Below are 23,004 nucleotides of genomic sequence, written 5' to 3'. Positions count from 1 at the left end.
CAATGCTGACACACTTTATTTACAGCGACGGTGAAAGTAGTTTTAGATTACAAAAATTTGCTTTTGATAGTAAAGACATCTGCTGCAATATGCCCTGGTGCTGAATAACACTGCGTAGATTAATCATTAGCCGTCCGTATTAATAGCAAGCAATAAGTGAGTCAGGTTCATGCAAGGTTCTTAGGTTATTCATTATAAGGTCGAGAGAATTACAATTATAAAAATGCCTGCTCGAATGGGAACAACACTCAATTCGGAGAACCAATAAGTGAATAACAAAAAATTCCCGCTGTCGCTGATCGCGATTGCGGTACTGGGAATACATACATCATCCATTGCTGCGAACATTCAGGAATCAGAAATTTCCGTCGAATCTACGCAAGATAGCAAAGTAAAGACGCAGGATGCGTCTGAGCAACCCGAGTCGCCGGAAATAGAAGATCGCATTCTGGTAACCGGTTCTCGTTTAAAAAAAGGCAACGTGGTAAATAAACTTGACGTTATCACCGCTGAAGACATTAAACGCCGCGGGGTGACCAGTGTAGAGGAACTTATTCGTACACTACCACAAAACCTTGCCACCATTGGTGGTATGGCTAATCTCAATCCAAAAGGCCCGCTGGCTGTTGCTGATAATACCGCTGGTCGCATGTCAACCATCGGTGCTCTGGGTGTTTCTGCTGCCAACCTTGGGGGGGTGGGAGCAGGTCGTACACTCATTCTTGTCAATGGCCGAAGAATCGCCGGCGCTGCGGGTATTGAAGACGGCTTTGTCAACCTGAACGGCATTCCATTAAGTGCCATTGAGCGAGTTGAGATCACTACCGATGGTGCATCTGCCGTTTACGGTGCCGATGCAATGGGTGGTGTAATAAACTTTATTCTGAAAAGTGGTTATTCAGGCTCTACGGTAACCGTTCAGCACGAAGACTCAAACAATGGTGCGGACAATTCCAGCATTAGCCTTTACACAGGCCGTTCCTGGACGTCAGGTAATGTGTCACTGACGCTCGATTATTCCAAAAGAAAGCCGGTTATAAATAGTAAAACAGGCTATGTGACAAACAACTACGCGCCTTATTTTAATGACAATCCATTCTATGACCGTCGTTCCTTTTCGGCCGGTGGACAACCCGCCTTCGTTGATAATTCAATCACTGTATACAACCCAGATACAGGTCTGGTAGATACACTCACACAGGCATATACCGTACCTGATGGCTTCACCGGCCAACCTACCTTAGATGACATGACTATGGTAGATGGCAGCGCAATGCGTGACTATGTGCCTCGGTTAGGTGGTCCTGACTCTGAGAGTAAAAGCGTTTCTGTAAGTTTTGAGCAACAGCTGACAGAGCACTTAAGTATTAACGGGAACGGCCTGTATACGAAAAATGATACATCACAAGACCAAATCAATTTCAAAGGGATCGGCTTAGCACTTGCGCCAGGTCAGGCTTACAACCCTTTCCCTGCCTACTATGTACAGGCATGGAGCCCAGGGATTACAGCTTTTTATCACCCTGAAGCAGAATTAGCAGCTGGCGAAGTTGAACCTGGCTACAGCAAGAGTACTAATGATGCCTGGAGCTTTAACCTGGGATTAACCTACGAAATAAATAAAGATACAAAAGCCGAATTCATTTATTCCAGCTCTCGTTCGACCACGACAGGTGAAAGGTACGCAACCGGCTCTATTGTTTCTATCAATAAAGATACTACCAATCCAAATGGATGGAGCTGTTTTAACTTCGATTTGGCGCAGGGAAACTATACCGGTGACCAATTAGCATTTTATCAGGACCTGTTTGACCGCCAGTGTGAAGCGCTGACCAGCTCAGATCCAACTGTTGCATTTAATCCATGGAAATCATCCGTAGATGGCAGTGGCGGGAGCTTCGATCCTTTCTATTACCGAGAGGCTACCGAACAGCGCGGTTCCAAACTTGAGAACTACGAACTTCGCCTGACAGGCTCTGTATTTAAATTACCCGCCGGCAAAATTAACTATGCTATTGGTGGCGAATACAATGACGACGGTGTAGACAGTAACGAAATCGCAATATTTACTGGTCAAGCGATGCACAGAACGCGCGAAAGTTTCTTCATTGAAACATCGATTCCTGTTTTTGGACGAGACTTTACCTTCCCACTACTCCACTCACTGACGTTAAGCCTTGCCGCAAGACGCGATGAATACAATACCGAAGGGGTAATTGGTACCGTTGACAATATCAACCCAGACTTAGGTGGCGAATTAATTTATGGTAAAAATACCTTTGCCAAAAATACACCATCTTACGGTTTTAACTGGCAACCAACCGACGACATCACCTTCAGAGCTAAATGGTCAGAAGGGTTTAAAGCCCCACCCTATACGAATATGTTTAGTGTAGCCGGCACTACGGAATACTCGACACAAATAACTAACGACCCTGGTTATGACTGTCGTGAAAATAACGATTGTGATTTTGACTACAGAGACGATTATTACGGTTATTACGCGTCACGAGTATCGGCGCCTAACCCGGACTTAAAACCAGAGACATCTAAACAGGAAGCCTACACGTTATCGTGGTATCCACAAGATGCCCTGGCGGGTCTCACCGTAGATGTGACCTATAATAAGATTAAAATCGAGAACGAATACGCAGTAGTTGCGGATTTAATACGACTGATCCCTCAGTCCAGCGTTTATGCTCTGGAACAATACTATCCTCGTGACGAAAACGGAAAGATCACGGAGATGAGAAATATGACCTTCAACCAGACAGGGTCTGAATTCTCCTCCATCATGTACGAAGTCGGCTATTTTGTGAGAACAGAGGTAGGTACATTTAATCCTAGAATCACTTATCTTGATAACCTGAAATCCGAGATAAGAGCGATTAGCGACAGTACGCCACTATCCAGATTAGGTAGAATCGGCGGGGTTGATGATTATCGCATTAACGCCTCATTAAATTATTACTTTGGTGACCTTACAACCACACTTTGGGTTTATTATTTACCAAACTATATTAATGACAACGAAGCGATTCTTAGCAGCGGTAATGTGACAAACCCTGAAGATGTGATCGAAGTAAGTTCAATGACCACGTTTGATTTAACCGTCAACTATCAGTTGACGAATGATCTTCGTGTGAATTTTTCAGGCCGAAATATTTTCGATAAAACACCGCCAATGGTCGTTGTGGGCAGCCTGCCGTATGATGCAGCGCGCTATAACACGGCTGGTCGTACTCTCTCAATGGAGCTCCAGTACGAATTTTAAAAAAGTAAATGCGCCTCTAATGAGGCGCTTATTTCACGCCAAAGAGACATGCAAATGCGATTATTGCTGATTGAAGACGATGAGAACATAGCGGAAACACTGGTTGCTTATCTGGAAAAAAATGGCTTTGTTGTCGACCTTGCCCCTACCCTTGCAATAGCAAAAACCGCGGTTTACGAAAATACGTTTGATCTTGTGCTGCTCGACCGACTGTTACCTGATGGTGAAGGCATGACCATGCTTCGCTACTTCAAAGAGAATAACAAACCGCAGCGAGTCATTTTGCTGACAGCGCTAGGCGACGTGGATGATCGCGTTCGCGGACTTGAATCCGGTGCTCACGACTATATTCCCAAACCCTTTGAACCCAGAGAATTACTTGCCCGCATTCGCAATGCGCTAAAGCAACCAATTAAAGTTCAACGTGACGTTAAAACCTTTGGACCACTTAATTACGATGTTGAAAGCCGCAGTTTTACCGTCAACGGTGAAGTGCTGAATCTACGCCGCACAGAAGCGCTGGTACTGGAAGCTTTGATGCAAAGACCAGGCAGCCTGGTATCGCGGGAGTCCCTCGAATCAAAAGTGTATGGTTATGACAAATTTGTCTCTTCAAACTCCCTTGAATCTCAGGTCAGTCGACTGAGAAAAAATCTGTCTGAACACACCGACGACATAAAAATCCAAACGACACGAGGATTGGGCTACAGTCTTATTAAAGCGTAGTCAGAGCATTTATGACATTACACTCTATTGAAGATGCCACACATCGTGTGCGCCAGTTTTCCGAAACGTTTGAAACGATCCGCAACGAAATTAATAAAGTGATTGTGGGTCAGGCTGACGTCGTTGACGGCGTATTGACAGCACTGATGGTAGGCGGTCATGTGCTTATCGAAGGCGTGCCCGGGCTGGGCAAAACCATGCTGGTTAGCACCCTGAGTCAGGTGGTGAACCTGCAGTTTAACCGCATTCAGTTTACGCCGGATATGATGCCCGCAGATATCGTAGGCAGTTCCGTGCTGGTTGATGATGGCAGCGGTAATCATACACTCACCTTTCAGGAAGGCCCCATTGTTGCCAATCTGGTTCTGGCTGATGAAATAAACCGGGCCACACCGAAAACCCAATCAGCCCTGCTTGAAGTCATGCAGGAAAAACAGCTCACAGCGGGACACAGAACCATAACAATGCCCGACCCGTTTTGCGTCATGGCAACACAGAACCCGGTAGATCAGGAAGGCACGTATGCGCTCCCGGAGGCACAGCTCGACCGATTTCTATTTAAACTGATCGTGGGCTATCCATCCGAGTCGGATTATCACACAATTATCGACCGCACCACCAGCAACACAAAAATCGATGTTCAGGCGATATCCTCTGCCAAAGCACTGTGCGAGCTACGTCAGACAGTGCGGGACATTCCCGTTCCTAATGCGGCGAAAACCTTCGCCATCAGGCTGGTTATGGCCTCTCAACCTGGCAGTGAATACGCAACAGATATGGTTAATCAATATGTTGCTTTGGGTGCGTCCCCACGTGGCATCCAAAGTCTGATGCTGGCTGCAAAGGTTAGAGCCCTGCTTGCAAGGCGCTTCGCCGTGAGTTGTGATGACGTAGAAAAAGTGGCTCTGCCTGTGCTTCGTCACCGGGTTGCCTGCAATTTTAAAGCTCAGGCCGCAGGGATCAGCGCAGATGCCATCATTGAAGATATACAGGCCCGCCTGCCCAGGCCCGATTCGAAACGACAAAGTCCATGATACACTCTGTGTAATCTTGCCCTCTTGATGAGGCTTCACTTCGAACAAAGACAAGGCTATGACACGGTTCCTGACACTTGGTTTCTTCAGACAAATCCATCACTCTATGATCGGGCAGATGTTGATTTTAACTCTGGTCTTCATCTCGGCAACAATCTATTACATTGCTTATTTACCTATCTCCGACCTCAATGTCACCGAACCGTCCCCTTTTTTATACACCAATGAAAAGGTACGCCGGGAAATTCGGGAGTTTATGGACGCTAGACATGAAGGAAAGACGACTAATAAGTCATTCCAACTCTCAGGGTCTCTCAACGAATTCAAACAGAATAACCCGGATTTCAGTTACTTTTTTATCGTCGATGGTGAAACCTTTAGCAATGGCAGAATCCCCCGCTACTATTCAGCCTTGCGTTTCGATGACATCGATAAAATCAGCAGGGATGTCAACAAAAGCAACTTATGCACGTCGTACTATGATTCGATTTCGAATAAGGGGGATCACGGCTATATTCAATACAGCAACTGCAATGACTACGGATTTTATCTTGAATTTTCAGGGATTAAAGTTGCCATGACGCCCCCTGAAAGTCCGCTATGGGCATTTTATCAGCGCATGGTTGTGGATGTGGGCGCCAACCTTATTCTGTCGGCGGCCGGCGTATTTATTATTACTGCTGTCATTCTGCTGTTTAACTGGCGACTGATGAACAAAGTGGCCAAAGTGGCCTACTCGTTTAATCCGAAAAACCTCCATCAGAAGCTCCCTGAAAAAGGCTTGCCCAAAGAAGTGCTTCCTCTGGTACAAGCGGTTAACGAAATGCTGTCCCGCATTGATGAAACCCAGCAACAGCATAATTTTTTCCTGTCTACCGCAGCCCATGAGATGCGTACCCCGTTAACCGTTTTGCGCACCCGGCTGGAGATGATGGATGAAGGTTCCCTCAAAGAGAAGCTGATTGATGATGTAAGACGTTTATCCCATCTGGTAAATCAACTGCTACGCCTGATGCGCATTGGCGGGCCTAAAAATCATGAGCATGAGATTGATTTAGTACAGTGTTGTCAGCGGGTAGTTAAAGAGCGCCATTTACTCGCCGAAACCTCAGGGGTCAAACTCTGTTTAGACGTCGAACAGCCAGCCATTATTATGCCCGGTGACGAAGGACTGATAGAGGTGGCCATCGCCAATCTGGTAGACAACGCCGTGTCGTTTTCTTCGCCCGGACAAACCGTCACGCTAAACGTGAAGACCGACTACTGCGTCAGTGTGCGGGATCATGGCCCTGGGATCCCATTAGATAAACTGGGTAATCTGTTTGAACCCTTTGCTAAATTTCCACCCAACCGCAACGGTCACGGACTGGGCCTTGCCATCGTAAAAGCCATCGCCCAACTGCATAGTGGTTCGGTATCGGTTGAAAACGCAAGCGGCAGTGGTGCGCGATTTACGCTGCAGTTCCACACCTCGTCACTATAGCTATTGTATCAATGGGGCGGTGCACGTGAGTTCCTCCCCGGCACTGCGCTACTGACTAAATGACGTTAAACAACCTTGCGCAATCCAGTGAATACCGCCACGGCTTGCAACGCAAATAGTGAGTAGCGGCGGTATTGTTGCCTGCGCCGATCACCAATCGATTGCTTCTATTAACGATTAAAAAAGGCAATGAGCCTGTAAAAAAGCCCGGTTCGTTAAGAAGCCGGGCCAAAGGTCAGGGTGACACTAAAAACCAGTTGGTTTAACGTAATTTGTTGCCGTAAACATCCCACACTTCCACGTCGCCGAGGTGTGTATCGCGAATATCCTGCTCTATTTTTTTAAGATCACCGACGACCACCCACACCAGATCATCCGGACGATAGGTTTTATTGGCCAGGGATGTAATCTGGTCAGCGGTTACCGCCAACAAACGCTCAGCAGCAGTCTCTACCCGTCGGTAAGGTAAGTGATACAGATCTGCATTAATCAGTGTTTTCAGAATGGCGCCATTACTATTAAAGCCTTGTGGAATCGAATACACGGCTGCATCCCGAACACGTTCTAACTCTGCTGGCGAGACCGGTTTATCACTAATATAAGCACTGATTTCTTTCTGGATCTCCAGCATGGATGCGGCCGTTTTATCAGCTTGCACTGTGCCGCTAGCGGTAAATACGCGAGGCCTGTCTGGCGCGTTATTGATCCCACCTCGGAATCCGTAGGCCCAACCTTTGTCTTCGCGCAAGTTCATATTCAAACGGCTGTTAAAACCAGCGCCGAGCACCGCATCCATTAGAGACTCAATGGCCGAACTGTCCTGGTTAAATTTACCCACAATATGACCGGCACTGATACTGCTTTGAACGGCTCCGGGCGCATCAATCAATATCACCTTACCGGTCTGACTAACAGGGGGAGCGATCTCAGGCACTTTTGTACGTGAGGATTTTCGCCAGTCAGCAAAATAGGCATTCGCCAGTTTCTCTGCTGTCTCAAGTGTTACATCGCCCACCAGGTACAGCGTTGCCCCTTCAGGACCAACCTCATGCTCATAGAAAGACTGAATCATTTCGCGGCTAAGGGTTTTCGCTTCTTCGCGGCTGGTGATTTTGCCAAATGGATGAGTGCTTCCCCAAATCGCCTTCGAATAGACCTCTGAGGCGGCCTGCATCGGGTTCTGTTCATAGGCTTCATGTGCGGTATCAATATTTTGCAGGACTTTTCTAACTTCTGCTTCCGGGTAAGCTGGATGGCGGATGATGTGTGCGGCCAGCGCAAAGGTTGCATCCAGGTTTTCACTCAAGCCATTCCAACTAACGCCACTTTCACGCGTACCAGCACCACTGTTAAACTGCATTCCCAGTGCATCCAGCTTGCGGGATAACTCTGCCATGGAGTATTGCTCCGTGCCGGTTGTCATCAGCCTAAAAGCATTGCTTGCTGTATCCGGCGCATACTGGTTGTCCACTAAAGACCCAGTGCTGAACTGCATGGATACATCCACCAGCGGCAGATTGTCACGCCGGGCGACCACAATTTTGAGGCCGTTGTCCAGCATGGCAGTCTGAATCTCTCGCAACGATACTTTACCGGTAAATTCGCCGGCGGATGGTATCGTTGTGCGATCGACCTTCGCTTTGATGTCTTTTACATCCGGCTGAGGAAGCAGTTGAATATCATAGTAAGGTTTGCCCAGCCACTTTTGTGCCGTTTTTCTGACCTGTTCAGGAGTGGCCTCATGGATCCAACTGCGTTGTTTGTTTAAAAACAACGGATTGTTATGATGAACCTCACCGTCGATCAGGTGAGTGCCTATTGCCTGGTTACTTTGCATCGAACGAAGCAACGCAATCTCGCCAGCCAGACCAATCCCATCGAGCTTCTCCTGCCCGGGACCACGACGAAAATATTCAGCCAGTCCATCATCAATCAACTGATTGGCCAGTTTGATATCTGCATCTGGTTTCAGTGCAATATCCAGTGAGAAAGTACTGGAAACATCATTGGCCTGCACATGTGCACGCACGCCCAGAGCAATGTCATTTTCATCAACCAGTAAATCGTAAAGCGGGGTATTTTTCCCTCCCGCAAGGCTGCGGGCGACCAACTCCATGATGGTGGTATCCTGACTATTATTATTTGGCAAAGGCCAGATACGGCTAAGATTCACGGTGGGTACTTTATCGTAAATAACATCTTTCTTTACCGACGTCAGTTCCGGGATCCACTGTTCAATCTTATCCATGGGTTCACCGGCGGGAACATCGCCAAAGTAATAACTGACTTTCTGTCTGGCTGTTTCCAGATCGATGTCACCGGATAAAACCAGCACGGCATTCGATGCGCCATAAGCCTGTTCATACCAGTCCGTCACATCCTGCAAGGTTGCATTATCCAGATCCGCCATCGAACCGATGGTGCTGTGGTCATAAGGATGTCCCTGAGGGTAAAAGTTCTCCAGAAAGCGTTCGTAAACATTGGCGCCTGGCCGCAACTGGCCCTGACGCTTTTCATTCTTTACCACCGCCCGCTGCTCATCCAGAAACCGCTGATCGACGCTATCGCCAAGATACGCCATTCGATCCGATTCCATCCATAGCGCTACATCAATAGCGTTAGAGGGGACAGTCTGATAAAAATTGGTCCGGTCCATATTGGTTGTACCGTTAATGTCTACCGCCCCAACCTGTTCAAGAGGGACAAAGTATTCGCCCTGACGGTGAATAGTGTCCTGAAACATAAGGTGTTCAAAAAGATGGGCAAACCCTGTTTTACCTTCAGCTTCATTCTTCGAACCTACTTTGTACCAGACGCCGACAAAGACATTCGGCACACTGTGATCGGTGTGCACCAGAACCGTCAGTCCATTGGCTAAGGTGAATCTCTCGTACTGGATATCGACGGCGTTGAAAGCTGGCGTCGCCTGAACTTGCGGAACGAGTGAAGCGTTGCTGCACCCGGCAACCGAAAACAGGGCTCCCAGCATAATAGCCATGGGGATTTTCTTACTCTTGAACAAACCTTTTTCTCCTGAACAACTTACCGGCTTCATGCCATTAATGCATATCAACCTTGCACGAGTCTTACTCAATGAAACTGTGTAAAAATGGTGCGAAAATGCCGTTTTACGGGTAGTCTGTAAGGTTGGTGCAAGTTTGTTGTTGTGAAATAGAAACATGGACTCTACACGTCACACGGGCTGGGAATTGCAACCAATAAACGCATCTCAAACAGAGCTACAACTTAATCTGCTCGCTCAGAAAGGTGCGGCGTTTTTTCGCCGGGCCGCGGTAGACTGCAATCGTCAGAAAGCGCTCAACAATGCCTGTCGGGCACTCTGGGTGTCACCGCTCGTAGGTTTGCTGCAGGTGTATTTAGCCGCTCCGTCGGTGACAACGGCAATCACGATGCTTGCGTGCAGCATTATTGTAGTACCTGTATTGGTCTACTCACTGACACTGCGAGTGGTTAGCGCGACGACCCAAACGTCAAGAAAGGAGTCCCTGGCGTTATACGACAAGCAACTGGGGTTAAACGATGATTTACAGATAGCGGACGAATTTCGCCAGCTTTCCGCCCCAACAGACTTTGAGCTCGCTGCGCTTGCCAGTTGTAGTGCGTCGGTACCGCGCGCCTTAGCATACGAATTGGTTCCCTTTCCGGTGGCGCCGCCCTCACTGACAACAAAACAATTGATCATCAATGGTCTGGCTATTCTTACTGCCGTGCTTTTACTGATTGGCGCAGTACTGAACACTGAGGCCGTTTTCGGCGCATCTGACCAACAGGTACCGCAGGACAACCTGTTACAGGATGTCGCGACCACTGATATGGCAGATAGCACGACCACAGCTCAGATGTTCGCTAACTCCCGGCCAGAAAATGCCGGGGGACGACCAAACCAACAAGCACCCGCTACTGCCACTCCTGGTCAGACGACCACGGCAACAAAATCCGAAGGTGCGGCAGAAACCGGAGCAACCTCAAATACCGCAGGTGCCGCGACTGAAGGAGCAAAATCAACAAAGGCATTTAACAACGCAACGCAGCCAGACACCGACAAACAGCCACCGCCGCCAGGTTCAGCTACACGCTCAGCCAATGCAAAGACAGACACAGGCAGCCCGTCTGCCAGCGCCCAGGTTGGCCCACAGCAGGAAAATCAGCAAGCCGATACGGTTCAAGCCAGCGATAACACCCAGGCGTCAACGGATAACCATTCTGCTCAGCGGGATGAACAGCAAAGACCGGTCGGCCAACCGCCTGCGCTACCTTCTGGTCCGCAACAAGCGCAGAGGAATGCTAAAAAGCCGAACAACAGTAAAAAAGCAGGTCAGCAACAATCTTCAGGCTCTCAACAAAACAACAGCAGTCAGAACAACAACTCGCAGGGCGATGAAGCCAGGAAAACGTCCAGAGGTATCAATCAACTGATGCTGGCTGTACCGATGGAAGATCAGTTTATTGGCACGCCGGGGCCCGGTCGCGACAAGTCATCCCCCGAGCAACAGCCGTCTGAAGAGCAGACTGCAATCACAGAACAGTCGGCGTTGCGGGGACAAACAATGCAGTCAGCGCCAGTAAACCAGAAGCCACCAACACAGTTTTGGGAAAAACAGTTGCTCAGCAATTTTTTCCGGCAACAGCATCAGATTTCACCACATAACGAGAACGCCAATGACAATTAGCGCCAACAATACCCCGACTGCCAACGAGACAGGGCAAAATATTGAGTTTTTTTGCGACACCTTTACGGCGATAAAAGACGAAATCGGCAAGATGATTGTCGGTCAGCAAGCGGTTGTCGAAGGTGTACTGACCGCCCTGTGTGCTGGCGGTCACGTGCTGCTTGAAGGCGTACCCGGTCTGGGCAAAACCATGCTGGTGAGCGCAATCAGCCGTTCAGTGGATTTACCGTTCTCCCGTATTCAGTTCACACCAGACATGATGCCCGCAGATATTCAGGGCGCATCGGTGTTACTGGAAAATGAAAACGGCGGTCACGATCTGACTTTCCAGCCTGGCCCGATTGTTTCAAACCTGGTTCTCGCTGACGAAATTAACCGCGCAACGCCTAAAACCCAATCGGCCCTGCTTGAAGTCATGCAGGAAAAACAGGTCACCGTGGGTAAACGAACAATTAAGCTCGATGAACCATTTTGCGTTATGGCAACCCAGAACCCGGTTGATCAGGAAGGCACTTATCCGTTGCCGGAAGCCCAGCTCGACCGTTTTTTGGTTAAGCTAGAGGTGGGCTACCCTACCGAACAGGACTATCACACGATTATCGACAGAACCACCAGCGGCGCCAACATTGAACTTAAGGCTGTATCAAACCGAGCAGAACTTATCCGCATGCGCACCATTGTGCGCAATGTACAGGTCTCTGAAGCGGCCAAAGCCTTTGCAATAAAACTGGTTATGGGCACGCAGCCACACAGTCAGTACGCTTCATCGTCTGTGAATGAATTTGTCAGTCTGGGCGCTTCTCCCCGCGGGATCCAGAGCCTGATGCTGGCCGCCAAGGTCATAGCCCTGCTGGATAACCGTTTTGAAGTCATTGAAAAAGATATCAGAAAAATTGCGATACCTGTTTTGCGTCACCGCATGGTATTGAATTTTAAAGCACAGGCAACGGGTCAGTCAGCTGATACCCTGATCAAAAATCTGCTAACTGGTTTTTGAGTATGTCAGGTGATGCGATACATCCGCTTATAGACGCTGAGCTGATTGAACAGGTTCATCAGTTCAGTCTCCGTATAGCCCAGGCCGGCAAAGGCGGAAGGCTGGCTGAGCAGAAAGCCAACGCTAAGGGGCAAGGTCTTGAATTCGCGGATTACAAACCGTATGTTGCCGGTGATGAACTCCGGGCAATCGACTGGCACATTTATCAACGACTGGGACGCCTGTTCGTCAGGGTATTTGAAGAACAGCAAAATCTGCCGGTTTACATTCTGCTGGATCATTCTGCCAGCCTGTTCTGTGAAACGCCGTCACGATTCAGCGCAGCGCAACGCTGCGCCCTCGCGCTGGGCGCTATTGCATTGCAGCAACAGGATGCCGTACGTTTATTCCCTTTCGCTGCGAAACTGAACAACCAGTTTAAAACCCTGTCTGGCAAACATCAGTTGTTTACACTGGCAGAACAGCTACAACATCATCAGCCGATAAATGATTCAGACATCACCGCCGCACTCACTGAGTTTGCGGGTTACCCGCTGCGTAAAGGACTGGTGGTGGTGATTTCGGATTTTTTTAATAATCGCGGTATTGATGCTGTTATTGATGCCCTGTCTCAGGTTCATCATAACCAACTGCTCATACAGGTTACTCAGCCTTGGGATGCAGATCCCAGCCGCTTGCAGGCAAGCAGTGATGTGCGCTTTGAAGACGCGGAGTCGGCGGCAACGGTTGATTTACAACTTTCTCCCGCCGTCATCAAGGCCTACACCGAGGTGTATCAGCAATTTAATCAACAGCTCTCCCAATATGCTAGTGATACCGGTACGGGTTTGTTGCAGCTCAATGCCAGTGACGCCATTCTCGCGCAGCTTAGTGCACTGTTTGAAAAAGGGATGGTAGCCTGATGAGTTTTGTTAACTTGCCATGGTGGTTGGTGCTGGCTGGCGCGTTTTCACTTATTGCACTGCTTGTCGCATTACAACACCTGAAAGCCCGGCCAGTAGTTATGCGGGTCGCTTCAGTGCAATTATGGCAGGAAGCACTGCAGCAAGCGTCGGCCAATACACTCTGGCAGCGCTTCAGGCACTGGCTAAGTTTTCTGGTGGCCTTACTGATTGCCTTGTTATTATGGCTGGCAATCAGCGGAATCAGATTCGCCGATAACAGCGAGACGCTGCATGTTTACTACTTAGATACTTCAGTTGCCATGCACGCCGGTGACAACATGGCAGACGCCAAAGCACAGCTTAAGGCTAATCTCGCCTCTGTGTCGTCGTTAAACCGGGAGCTATGGATTGGTGACGCTGTCCCGGCAAGAATACTAACAACCGATACGTCAAGCGCCGTACTGGCAACATCGTTCAACAAAGTCCGTGCATCTTCTCATGTTTCAGCATTCCCAGACTGGCTCGAACAGCTGCCTGAGTTATATAACGGGCGGCGCGTGATTGTTCACTATTACGGCCCGGCATTTGAGAACGATGTTGCACCTGAAGGTATGGTCATTCAAAAAGATTATGTTTCTGCCGCAATCTCAGCAAACGCAGGTATTACCGCCATCGGACAACAACGCTACATGAACAACGCCCAACAGGTTGCACGGGTGGCATTTACGCTGTTGAGCACCTCTGGCAAGCGCTTTACGCCTGCCGACTTTTCAGTCACATTGAACGACAACCTGCTCGAGGCATCCCGTATCAGTGCCCTGCCGGATAACCAGTTTATCATTTCGGACATCGCGCTTTCAGAGCAACCGCAACGCCTGACAGTCTCGATTAATCATTCAGACGACTTTAACGCGGATGATATCGCATCAATTACACTGCCCGCTCAGTCCCGGATATTCGTCGCGTTACAAAGCGGTTTACCAGAATGGGTATTGCAATTCGTCAGTGCCAATCCGCAATTAACGGTTGATCCTGATAAGGCTATTGTCAGCATTTGTGCCAGCCAAGACACCACCTGTCCTGATACTGGCGCCACTGTGTACGCCGATAACAGCACCAATGCTGTCACCTTTTTTACGCCGCATCCGCAGGATGAAAAGCTGCTGCGGCATTATTGGCAGGCTAATCATTGGCCGCTGCAAACACCCACCTCTGAGATGCCGATTCTGAACGTTGCGTTGGCGCAGTCCAAGGCGGTCAGCTTGCCCATGGAACAACTTGGGACGTTAGTCGACAATCAACGTACAGACCCGCTGCTACTGTTATCCACAGCCATCAACTGGCTGGCAGATTTCGCCGTTGTGCCTCCCTATCTGGCGATTGGTGAAACTGCACCGACGCCACCAGATTACGCTGTATCAGGACGCGATTCGGTCAGCCATTATCCGCTCTATGGTGGAGCGTTGAACGATAACGGCAACCTCACACTCACGGCCTCTCTACAATCACCTTTTGTATCCGAACAGGTGGCGAAAGCGCGCCAGACATCACCATCCGCGATGGAAGCCCCCGAATCCGCTTTTCCCTGGCTGACACTGATGCTTCTGACAGTCTTAGGCTTATTGTTCGTTGAATGGCTGATGATTCAGCGCGGTCGCTGGGTTTAGGAGCACACCATGAGTATTTCATTTCTACAGCCTGCCTATGTGGCGTTGTTACTACTTCTTCCTGTTGTCTGGTATTTTCGCCAAGGGAGCAGCCGGGCACTGCCTCTTCTGCGTTGCCTTTTGATGCTATGTGTCTCGGTAGCCTTGATGGAACCGGTTGTTTTAATGAAATCTGACGCGGTACACCAGGTTGTCATTGTGGATAAAAGTCCGAGTATGGGTGACTCCCCTACGCAGGACGTAGCCGAGCAGGCAAGGCAATTTTTGCATGGGATTGACGACAGCAATGCTGATGTCATCGTGCTTGGCAGAAACGCTACGCCGTTCGACAACAGAATTACTGTGGTGATGCCGTCCTATTCCCTGACCCGCGCAGTGATGATGGCTCTGGCCTCTGTGCCCTATGGCAAAAGCGGTATTATTACGCTGTTCAGCGATGGTTACGCCATTGATGATCACTGGGAGCCGGTAATGGCCGCGCTGCAAGCCCGTGATGTTGCCCTGAACTGGGTAAAGACAATCCCTGTTGCCCCCCGGCCAACGATTCAGAACATGCCCTATGCGCCTTTTTTTCCGGGTCAGTCTCCAGAGGTAAGCATCAATGTTATCGCACGAGCCAGTGAAGCAGCGTCACTGACGGTAAGGCTGACATCGGAAAAAAGCGGCGAAGTCCTTACCACCCAACTCGGCAACGCCTCTGACAACAACCTGTATTCACCGGTCATTAAGTTGCCCGCTACTGATACACCCTTTTCAACCTGGGTTGTTGAGCTGACCAACAGCAATAAACAGATCGTGGACAGCAGATCCCTGATGCTTACTGCGCAGTCACCGATACCGGTTCTGATAGGAACAGATAATGACGCCGATGGTGAACACCTGCAGTCATTGTTAGGTAAAGCCTTCAGGGTATCTGTGGCGCCGTTTCCCTGGACCGATACCATGGATTTTAGCCGCTTTGAAGCCGTGGTACTGAATAATGCCAGTCGCTCTGCACTGCCCGCACCGGTACAACGTTCTCTGGTGGAGGCCATAAACAAGGGTACCGGGCTACTCTATACCGGCAGCGAACAGGCTTTTTCTACCAATGGCCTGGCGGGCAGTCCGTTAGCTGATTTACTGCCGGTAACTATTGATAATACCGAAACAAAACGAGAACCTGGCATCTCGCTGGCTATCATCATCGACAGCTCAGGTTCCATGCAAGGACAACCCTTAGCGCTGGCCAAGCAGGTTGCCCGTCTGGCAGTAAGAAAACTTAAACCACAGGATCAGGCAGGCATTGTAGAATTCTATGGCACCCGCCAATGGGCAGTCCCCGTGCAGCCGGTGCAGGATATTGAATCACTTGAACGTGCGATCGGTAAACTGCAAGCTCAGGGCAGCAGTGAGTTGTTTCCAGCCATTGAGGAAGCCTATTTCGGACTCAAAAACAGTCACAATAAATACCGTCATATTCTGCTTATTACCGATGCGGCCGTCGAAGAACAAAACTACCAGAAGCTGTTGCAGTATATCGCTTCAGATCAGATTAATGTTTCTACGGTTCTGGTCGGAGAAAATGCCTCCGGTGAAGAAAAGATGGCAAATCTGGCAAACTGGGGAAAAGGGCGTTTCTATGCCGTTAACAATGAGTTCAGCATGGTTGAACTTAATTTTCGGCGCACCGACAAAATACCGGCATCCGCGTATAAAGAAGGTCAGTTTACGGTTCGCGATACCACGACAGCGCGTCCTTTCCCGGCGCTACTGCAAGGTTACACTGCCGCACCATTAAAGCCGACAGCGATTGCTCAATGGACCATCGACAACAGTGAGGATGTGCTGCTTGCCTCTTGGCAACCAGGCGCGGGTAAAGTCTCTGCACTGATGACCGAGCTATTTGGAAAAGGGACCGTTAGCTGGGCGAATAACGCTGAATATGGTCAAAAAATGGGGGATGTCGTTGCCTCGCTCGCGGCACTGGCCCAAAAATCTGTCCTTACAACGACCCGCACATCTGATCACATCGATGTACACTTCAGTACAATAGACAGTCACAGCCCGTATTTGCAATGGAAACGGCCGCACGAAAACAACTGGCAGCAGGGCTCGCTTCGTCTCAGGGCACCAGGCTTGTATACCGGTAAAATTCCCCTGCCACGGGATGAAGCCGCTCAAATAAACGTCACCACGTCAGACCAGGACTATTTTTCAGCATTGCCATCGCACAGCGACCTTCGTCCCGAATTTCAGCACGATGCGGTGTTTACACAACGACTGGCGCAGGTCGTGAATGGCTCCGGCGGACAACGTTTACGCCCCGAGTCGGATCTGAAACCGTCTGCTTCAGCGGCTAAAGCCTACCCCGAAGCATTGGCACTGATGCCGTTTACACTGGCATTGGCGCTGATGCTTTATCTGTCAGAAACCATTTATCGCCGGTGGCCATCACGCCGCAAAACGCGCTTTTGAAGGAATGTAGTATGAAATTTCGATTAAAGCCCATTGCACTGGCCCTCTTTGTAGCAGGGTGCTCCATGCCGCTGAATGCGATGCCGGTAAAGACGGATACGTCGGGCTCGACGCAAGTCTCAGTCAATAGCGCTTTGACGCCAAGGCAATCTCTGCGTGCTTCTGCCCGGCACAGCGTGCTGTCGGCATGGGAGGAAGGTAACCTGCAAGCAGTCAACGCGGCATTGACGCAACAAAACCCCCCTGATGTGCTTACCGCAGAAGCTTTCGAGGCGTTGGGAGATTTGCCTGGCGCGATAAAAATTTACGCCGACCTGTCTGCCAGTGATGCGTTGAGCGATACTGAAAAACGACGTATCGACGTGCGGCTTGCGCTGCTGCAAGATAACCCTGCCGCCCTAACACGGCTTGCCGGTCAGCATCCACGTCTGGCAGCGAACATTGCGCAGGTGGTCAGTATTCAATCTGGCATTACGCCGGCAATGGCGATCCTGGACAGCACTGCCCAGAAATCGGTATCCACGCAGCTAACACTGGCAAGTTGGTTGCTCGAAACCGGCGAGAACCTTAGGGCAGAACAGGCGGCCTGGACCGGTTTTACACTGGCCCAGCGCAACTCTGATAAACGCTATGCTCTGGCACTCTACGCTGAGGCGGTAAGACAAAATGGTCGAACAGAGGCGGTATTAACGTCGCTGTCAGAATATCACAACGATCCCTTTATCACGCCTCTCTATCTGGATTTCCTGCTCCAAGCAGGCAAGTTCAATGACGCGCTGACACTGACTGAAACCAGCCATTTACCAGCTATCCGCTCACGCCAAGCCTCGCTGTTAGCCCTTTCAGGTAATCAGGATGGATTGACGGCATATTATCGTCAACAGATAGAGGAAAACCCAAACGCACCTGAAGGCTATTACGGGCTTGCGGCTCAACTGATAAATCAGGGCGCGATTGCGGCTGCGAAGCAGGTATTTGAGGATTTCGGTAGCGCGAACGCAGAGGATAAACAGGCACTTTTAGGTGCCGCGCGACGGATGATTGCGATGAACATGCGCGATGATGCCATACGCATGGTAACCACCCGGATCACCGGCGCCCAATCCGATCCCGAGATAAATTATTTTGTGTTTAACACCTACCTCGAAACAGGCGATGAGGCGGCAGCCCGGATAACGTTGGCGCAACTAAACGCCACGGTTCAGCAACAGAGCCCATCGCGACTGCTCATCGTTAATGCCCTGGAGCAGCTAAACGAGGCTGGTCAGGCACTGCAGGTTCTGCTCGACTATAAAGAAGCCGGCGGTCAGCTCTCTTATGATCAGCGGCTGCATCTTGCCGAACTGGCCATAGCTGCCGGACGGGAAGATTTAGCTGTGGCGGAGTGGGAGGCGTTGTGGCAACAGGCAACCCTGCCAGCCCGTAAGTTTTATCTTGAAAATCTGCTAGTTAAAGCGACCCAGAAAGCCGGCGCATTGCGTAACAAGATTGTGAAACTGGAACAGCAGTTGAAAGCCGGTTCGCTGGGTGCCCATGAGTTAAACCTGCTTATCGCCTTGTACCTGGCCGACAGCCACATAGATAAAGCCGAAGCTGCCATCAATCAATATGCAACCAATAAGACAGTGCCCGAAACGCAACGTCTTGAATTGCTTGCCAGCCTGTTTGGACGCAGTCGACAATACATCAAACTCAATGAAGTCTGGAAACAACTGGCAGTACTGAATCCCGGTAAAGCATCGCAATACTGGCAGCAAATCACGTTGAATAGTTTACGCCATAATACGTTTGAGGCCGACAGCGATGCTGGTACCTCCCCTCAGCAACACCGACTGGCGCAGGTCAACAACCTTCTCGCCACGCTAACCGAAAATGGACATTCGGATGATCATGCTTTCGTGGCCAGCATCTATTCCATGGCAGGGTTGCCCGAACAGGCGATGTCAGAGTACAGAAAAGCTATCGAAAGCAATGCAAACCCGGATGCCCTGTTACAGCTGGTGGAGCTTTACAAAAATACAGGCCGGTTTGAACAGGCTGTCAGGTTACTGCAAACCTGCCTCGTTACCGCTAAAACTGATTCGGCATACATAACAGCGATCGACGGCTTACTCAACCTGTTTGATGCTGCACCTGGCTCTCGCAACGATAACTTACCACCCGCCCTTAAAGTGAACACCCTAAACTGGTTAACCCGGCAGTTGTTAACACGCCTGGCGTTGTCAGAGTCTGGCGTTTCATCCCTTATCGTGTTGTCAGATATTATGCAAAGTCAGGGCGAATTTGATACTGCCGAACGTATCAACAATTTGCTTCTTGCCAGCTCGGATACACAACGTGCAACGTTACTCAGGGGCATGATTTCGCAATTCAGCGGCAAGGCTTCAAGCAGCCAGTCTCACGGTCCGACAATTGGCAATGAGCAAAAGAAATTAAAATATGGCCGGCGACTGCTGGCACTGCAATATGACTTCCCACCGGCATTGTATGCCGATCTTGGCCGTTCCCTGCTTGCCGATGGGGATGTGCAGAGTGCAGAACATGCCTTTTCGTTAATGACAGAGATACCCGGCATTCTGAATGTCAAACAGCTGAAAGGCGACGCCTATGCCAGTCAGCATCTGGACCGCGCGGCACTCACGTATTTCAAACAAGCACTACTGGTTGATCAAACCAATTTAGAACTCTTGCGAAAAACGGCCATTTTGCAGGAGCAGTTCGACGAAAAAGCGATGGCCGAATACTGGTACTGGCAAGGGCTAAAGCAACTCATTGGTCAGGCGCCAAACTATCAGCCAGATTTCGCAATGCAGCGCACGTCTGACAGTTATAAATATTACGCCACATTGTCGGAAGGGCTGTTGCTAACATTGAGCGATGAGCAGGCACCGAAGGTCATGTCGGCATTACAATCAATGCTGCAGTGGTCTTTCGATAATATGCATCAACCAGGTCAGTCCGTCGATGTTATGAGCGCTTATCCGCGTATCACTATGATTACCGACTTGATGCAGCGGATTGCCCTCTCCCGGCACCTTTGGCCGCAGTGGCAAAGCGCTACTACAAAACTAACGTCCAGGTTTGCAGATTTTACCCCGGTTTTTGCGGATTTACCTGAGCACAACAGCAAAGACTTAATCAATCCCATAGCGGATCTTAACAGGCAGGCTCGGGCGGAAAACAATGTCAAACTCACTCTGGCACTCGCGTTTGACAGTGAAGACTGGGAGTTAGTAACAGACCTGGCGGCATCGCTGACTGCCACAATAAGAGCGGATGGTGATTTCACCCCGCTAACCGGGGGCAACTATTTTGATTTACTGCTTAATGCTATCGATAAAATGCCCCGCGGCACGTTTAGCAGCACTTTTTGGTCGGTAGTCTCTAATGTTCCCAACCCAAAACTGCTGATGTTGCAGCTGCAACGGTATTTGCCAGAGACTTTCCGTAAGCTCCAAGACAAACTCGCGGTGCCCTTGCTGTCGGATAGTGAATTTGTTTCGCTCGCCATGCAACATATCAGTACGCCGCCTCTGCCCGGCATGCCTTATTTGATTCAGGATGATGCGTTTAGTGCGCTGCTGTTCAGTAAGCTTGCTCCCTCTGAGTTACTTGCACTTTGGCAAAAAACTGAGCGAAACTATAAGGTTACCGGCACATTCGTACCGATCAGAGATGACATTGTACAACGGGTATTCGACACGCCCGTTTCAAAGGCACACAGTGAACACGTGGCAGAATTGCTGCACAGCTATGTGACAACTAACGGTAACCACCAACCCATCTGCTCTGCGATGGCCCCGAAACTGATGCTGCTTAATGCGGCTGATGAAAATCAGCAGATAATCTTGTCTGAGGCTAACGCCATTGCTGGTATATCAGCCCAGTGCCAACAGTTACCGCATTTCCTTAAGGCCTTTTACACGGGGAATATGACAAAAGCATTTACGGCTCTGCTGCAATTAAGTAAGGCAGGCATTGATGTTAACGTCTTTGCCAAGGTCACTCAGCAATATTTCAAGGACGAGCGTCGGTCATACGTTACCCGCTTTTTTGCGAATGACCGGATAACACCGGAAGATGCGCAGTTTTTTATTAACACGATAATTCCCACCGAACAGAGCATCCGCTCGCAGATAGATCTTCTGTACACCCTGCATGAACGTCTCCCGGCTGATGAACGCATTTTCAATCGCCTGACAAACCTGCTGTGGCGGGAACGTCACTTTGATGCCCTTGAGTCTGTTGTTGCTGCCAAGCTGAACGCTGATGCGAGCACCGACAATCTGCATCTGCTTTATTTTCTGCACCAGCTAAATCATGCGAAAGACAGCCAACAGGCTGAGCCGGTTGGCACCGCGATCACCGACATTGACTCCCTGGTGAGCTGGCTGAATAAATCTTTATCATCAGGGGCTCAGGATACTAGCCTGACATCGTTGTACAGCTTAATTTTTGCCGAATATGCACGCCTTTATCCTGCAGATGAAATGGTGAAAGCATTAAAAGCACGGCGGGGCGGCGAACTGGTCGCAACGCCGCAAAGAGTATCCGAACCCGATATAACCGGCATTGTGAATACGTTTAGACAAGACCACCATGAGGGCACTCGTCAACTCAATACGCTTTGGCGAAGCGGCATTGAAGGGGGTAAGCAATTAGACGGCAAGCTGCTTAGCAGAGAACAGCTGATACATGAGATTTATGACAAGCAAGGGCTACCTTTATCCGATGCAACCATCGGTGAAGACTTTCTGGCTGACATTGCAGCGACACCGTCAGCCACGGACATGTTTAACAATTGGCTGACAGCGCTTCCTGCTGAACGCAGAAGAACGATGCAAAGGCTTTATACACTTATCGCCACAGGGTGGTTAAAGCAAGGCAATCTGGATAAAAAAGTCTCCGGACTGCTGGCCCGGCTCGCCGAGCCCGATTTTACGCCTCATAGCCTCCAGCTGTTAGTCACAGCATTACCACTTAGCAATGTTACGGTGAGTGCTGAGGCACTTGGTTTACTCCGGAAGCACACCGCTGCGATGCAGAATGCCTCGGTTTATTTGCGCCTGGGCCTCGCGGACGTATTCTCCCGTTCAGGGCTCTATCATGACGCTGGCGAACTTCTGGTTGCCGCGGTTTGGCAGATGAATTACCCAACACTGACGATGCAAACCCGAATAGTACAAAACCGTTTCAATGCGCCAACTTTGTCCGATATCGTTGCACAACTCGTTCGCTGGAAAAATAGAACACTGGCAGCCACTTACCTGAAAGAAGCACTTAGAATAAGCCAGCAGGCTTTCGGTGATACAAAGGAACTGAAAGCCTACTGGCAGGCATTCAACCTGATGGCCTGGAGTCAAATGGGGTCGTCAACAGATAATCCGGTTTCGGACTATGCGCAATGGGCCGGTGATGAATGGGACGGTGATGATCGCTCACCGGTTTTACGTTTCGCCCTTGCCAGATACCAGCGTGACGTACTGCTCGACGATAGAGCCGCCATTAAACAAGTCATACTGGCTCTGGAAACTGCTACGCCCCGCTCTGATGACAGCGGCTTTAATCGTGAAGTTGATGAATTGCTGCGTTATTTATATGGCCCCCGAGCAGCGGTTAAAGATCAGTATTCACTGGTGCCCTGGTTTAACATGCTCATCAAGGATGCGACGGATGACTGGAAACAGACTCTGCATACGGCAATTTCAGCTTCAGCACTAAATGATGGCATCAAAGAGTCACTTCTTAACAGACTTTCTACTGATACATGATAGTGCAAGGTCTGGGTAAGCTT

The 23,004-nt window shown here is 49.7% G+C and carries 11 protein-coding genes; 10 read left to right on the top strand and 1 reads right to left on the bottom strand.

Translation table 11 applies throughout. The features are described from left to right. Positions 1 to 268: 268 nt before the first annotated feature. From OIK42_RS05595 to OIK42_RS05580, 4 genes are read left to right on the top strand one after another with little or no spacing between them, the layout of a single operon-like run. Complete coding sequence (locus OIK42_RS05595) at positions 269 to 3,274, top strand: TonB-dependent receptor domain-containing protein (protein WP_273638991.1); 3,006 nt, start codon at positions 269 to 271, stop codon at positions 3,272 to 3,274. A 54-nt stretch (positions 3,275 to 3,328) separates the two neighbouring features. Continuing rightward, positions 3,329 to 4,000 carry a response regulator transcription factor gene (locus OIK42_RS05590; RefSeq protein ID WP_273638990.1) on the top strand — a complete coding sequence of 224 codons (672 nt, stop codon included), beginning with the start codon at positions 3,329 to 3,331 and terminating at the stop codon, positions 3,998 to 4,000. 11 nt (positions 4,001 to 4,011) lie between these two features. Beyond that, positions 4,012 to 5,034: an AAA family ATPase gene (locus OIK42_RS05585; protein ID WP_273638989.1), complete on the top strand. Its 1,023-nt coding sequence runs from the start codon at positions 4,012 to 4,014 to the stop codon at positions 5,032 to 5,034. 58 nt (positions 5,035 to 5,092) lie between these two features. After that, a complete protein-coding gene (locus tag OIK42_RS05580; RefSeq protein ID WP_273638988.1) occupies positions 5,093 to 6,517 on the top strand; it encodes a sensor histidine kinase in 1,425 nt (474 codons plus the stop codon). A 262-nt stretch (positions 6,518 to 6,779) separates the two neighbouring features. On the opposite strand, the gene OIK42_RS05575 is transcribed toward OIK42_RS05580, so the two are convergent. Beyond that, positions 6,780 to 9,539, bottom strand: coding sequence for a M16 family metallopeptidase (locus OIK42_RS05575; protein ID WP_273638987.1), 2,760 nt, complete (start codon positions 9,537 to 9,539; stop codon positions 6,780 to 6,782). Between the two features lie 157 nt (positions 9,540 to 9,696). On the opposite strand from OIK42_RS05575, the gene OIK42_RS05570 reads away from it, so the two are divergent. The 6 genes from OIK42_RS05570 (at position 9,697) to OIK42_RS05545 (ending at position 22,981) form a co-directional block, all read left to right on the top strand. After that, on the top strand, positions 9,697 to 11,208 hold the full coding sequence (locus OIK42_RS05570) for a hypothetical protein (protein ID WP_273638986.1): 1,512 nt from the start codon (positions 9,697 to 9,699) through the stop codon (positions 11,206 to 11,208). After that, positions 11,198 to 12,205, top strand: coding sequence for an AAA family ATPase (locus OIK42_RS05565; RefSeq protein ID WP_273638985.1), 1,008 nt, complete (start codon positions 11,198 to 11,200; stop codon positions 12,203 to 12,205). The genes OIK42_RS05570 and OIK42_RS05565 overlap by 11 nt, the downstream gene beginning before the upstream one ends. Before the next feature lie 2 nt (positions 12,206 to 12,207). Continuing rightward, a complete protein-coding gene (locus OIK42_RS05560; protein WP_273638984.1) occupies positions 12,208 to 13,107 on the top strand; it encodes a DUF58 domain-containing protein in 900 nt (299 codons plus the stop codon). Beyond that, on the top strand, positions 13,107 to 14,756 hold the full coding sequence (locus OIK42_RS05555; protein WP_273638983.1) for a BatA domain-containing protein: 1,650 nt from the start codon (positions 13,107 to 13,109) through the stop codon (positions 14,754 to 14,756). The genes OIK42_RS05560 and OIK42_RS05555 overlap by 1 nt, the downstream gene beginning before the upstream one ends. A 165-nt stretch (positions 14,757 to 14,921) precedes the next feature. After that, positions 14,922 to 17,210, top strand: a complete 2,289-nt coding sequence (locus tag OIK42_RS05550; protein WP_273638982.1) for a VWA domain-containing protein — start codon at positions 14,922 to 14,924, stop codon at positions 17,208 to 17,210. An 11-nt stretch (positions 17,211 to 17,221) separates the two neighbouring features. Further along, positions 17,222 to 22,981, top strand: a complete 5,760-nt coding sequence (locus OIK42_RS05545) for a tetratricopeptide repeat protein (protein WP_273638981.1) — start codon at positions 17,222 to 17,224, stop codon at positions 22,979 to 22,981. Positions 22,982 to 23,004: the final 23 nt, after the last annotated feature.

Origin of the sequence: Alteromonas gilva, from assembly GCF_028595265.1 — a bacterium.
GTDB classification, from domain to species: Bacteria; Pseudomonadota; Gammaproteobacteria; order Enterobacterales; family Alteromonadaceae; genus Alteromonas; species Alteromonas gilva.
The sequence above is the reverse complement of the archived record's forward strand: the minus strand, read 5'-3'. Positions and strand labels throughout refer to the sequence as shown.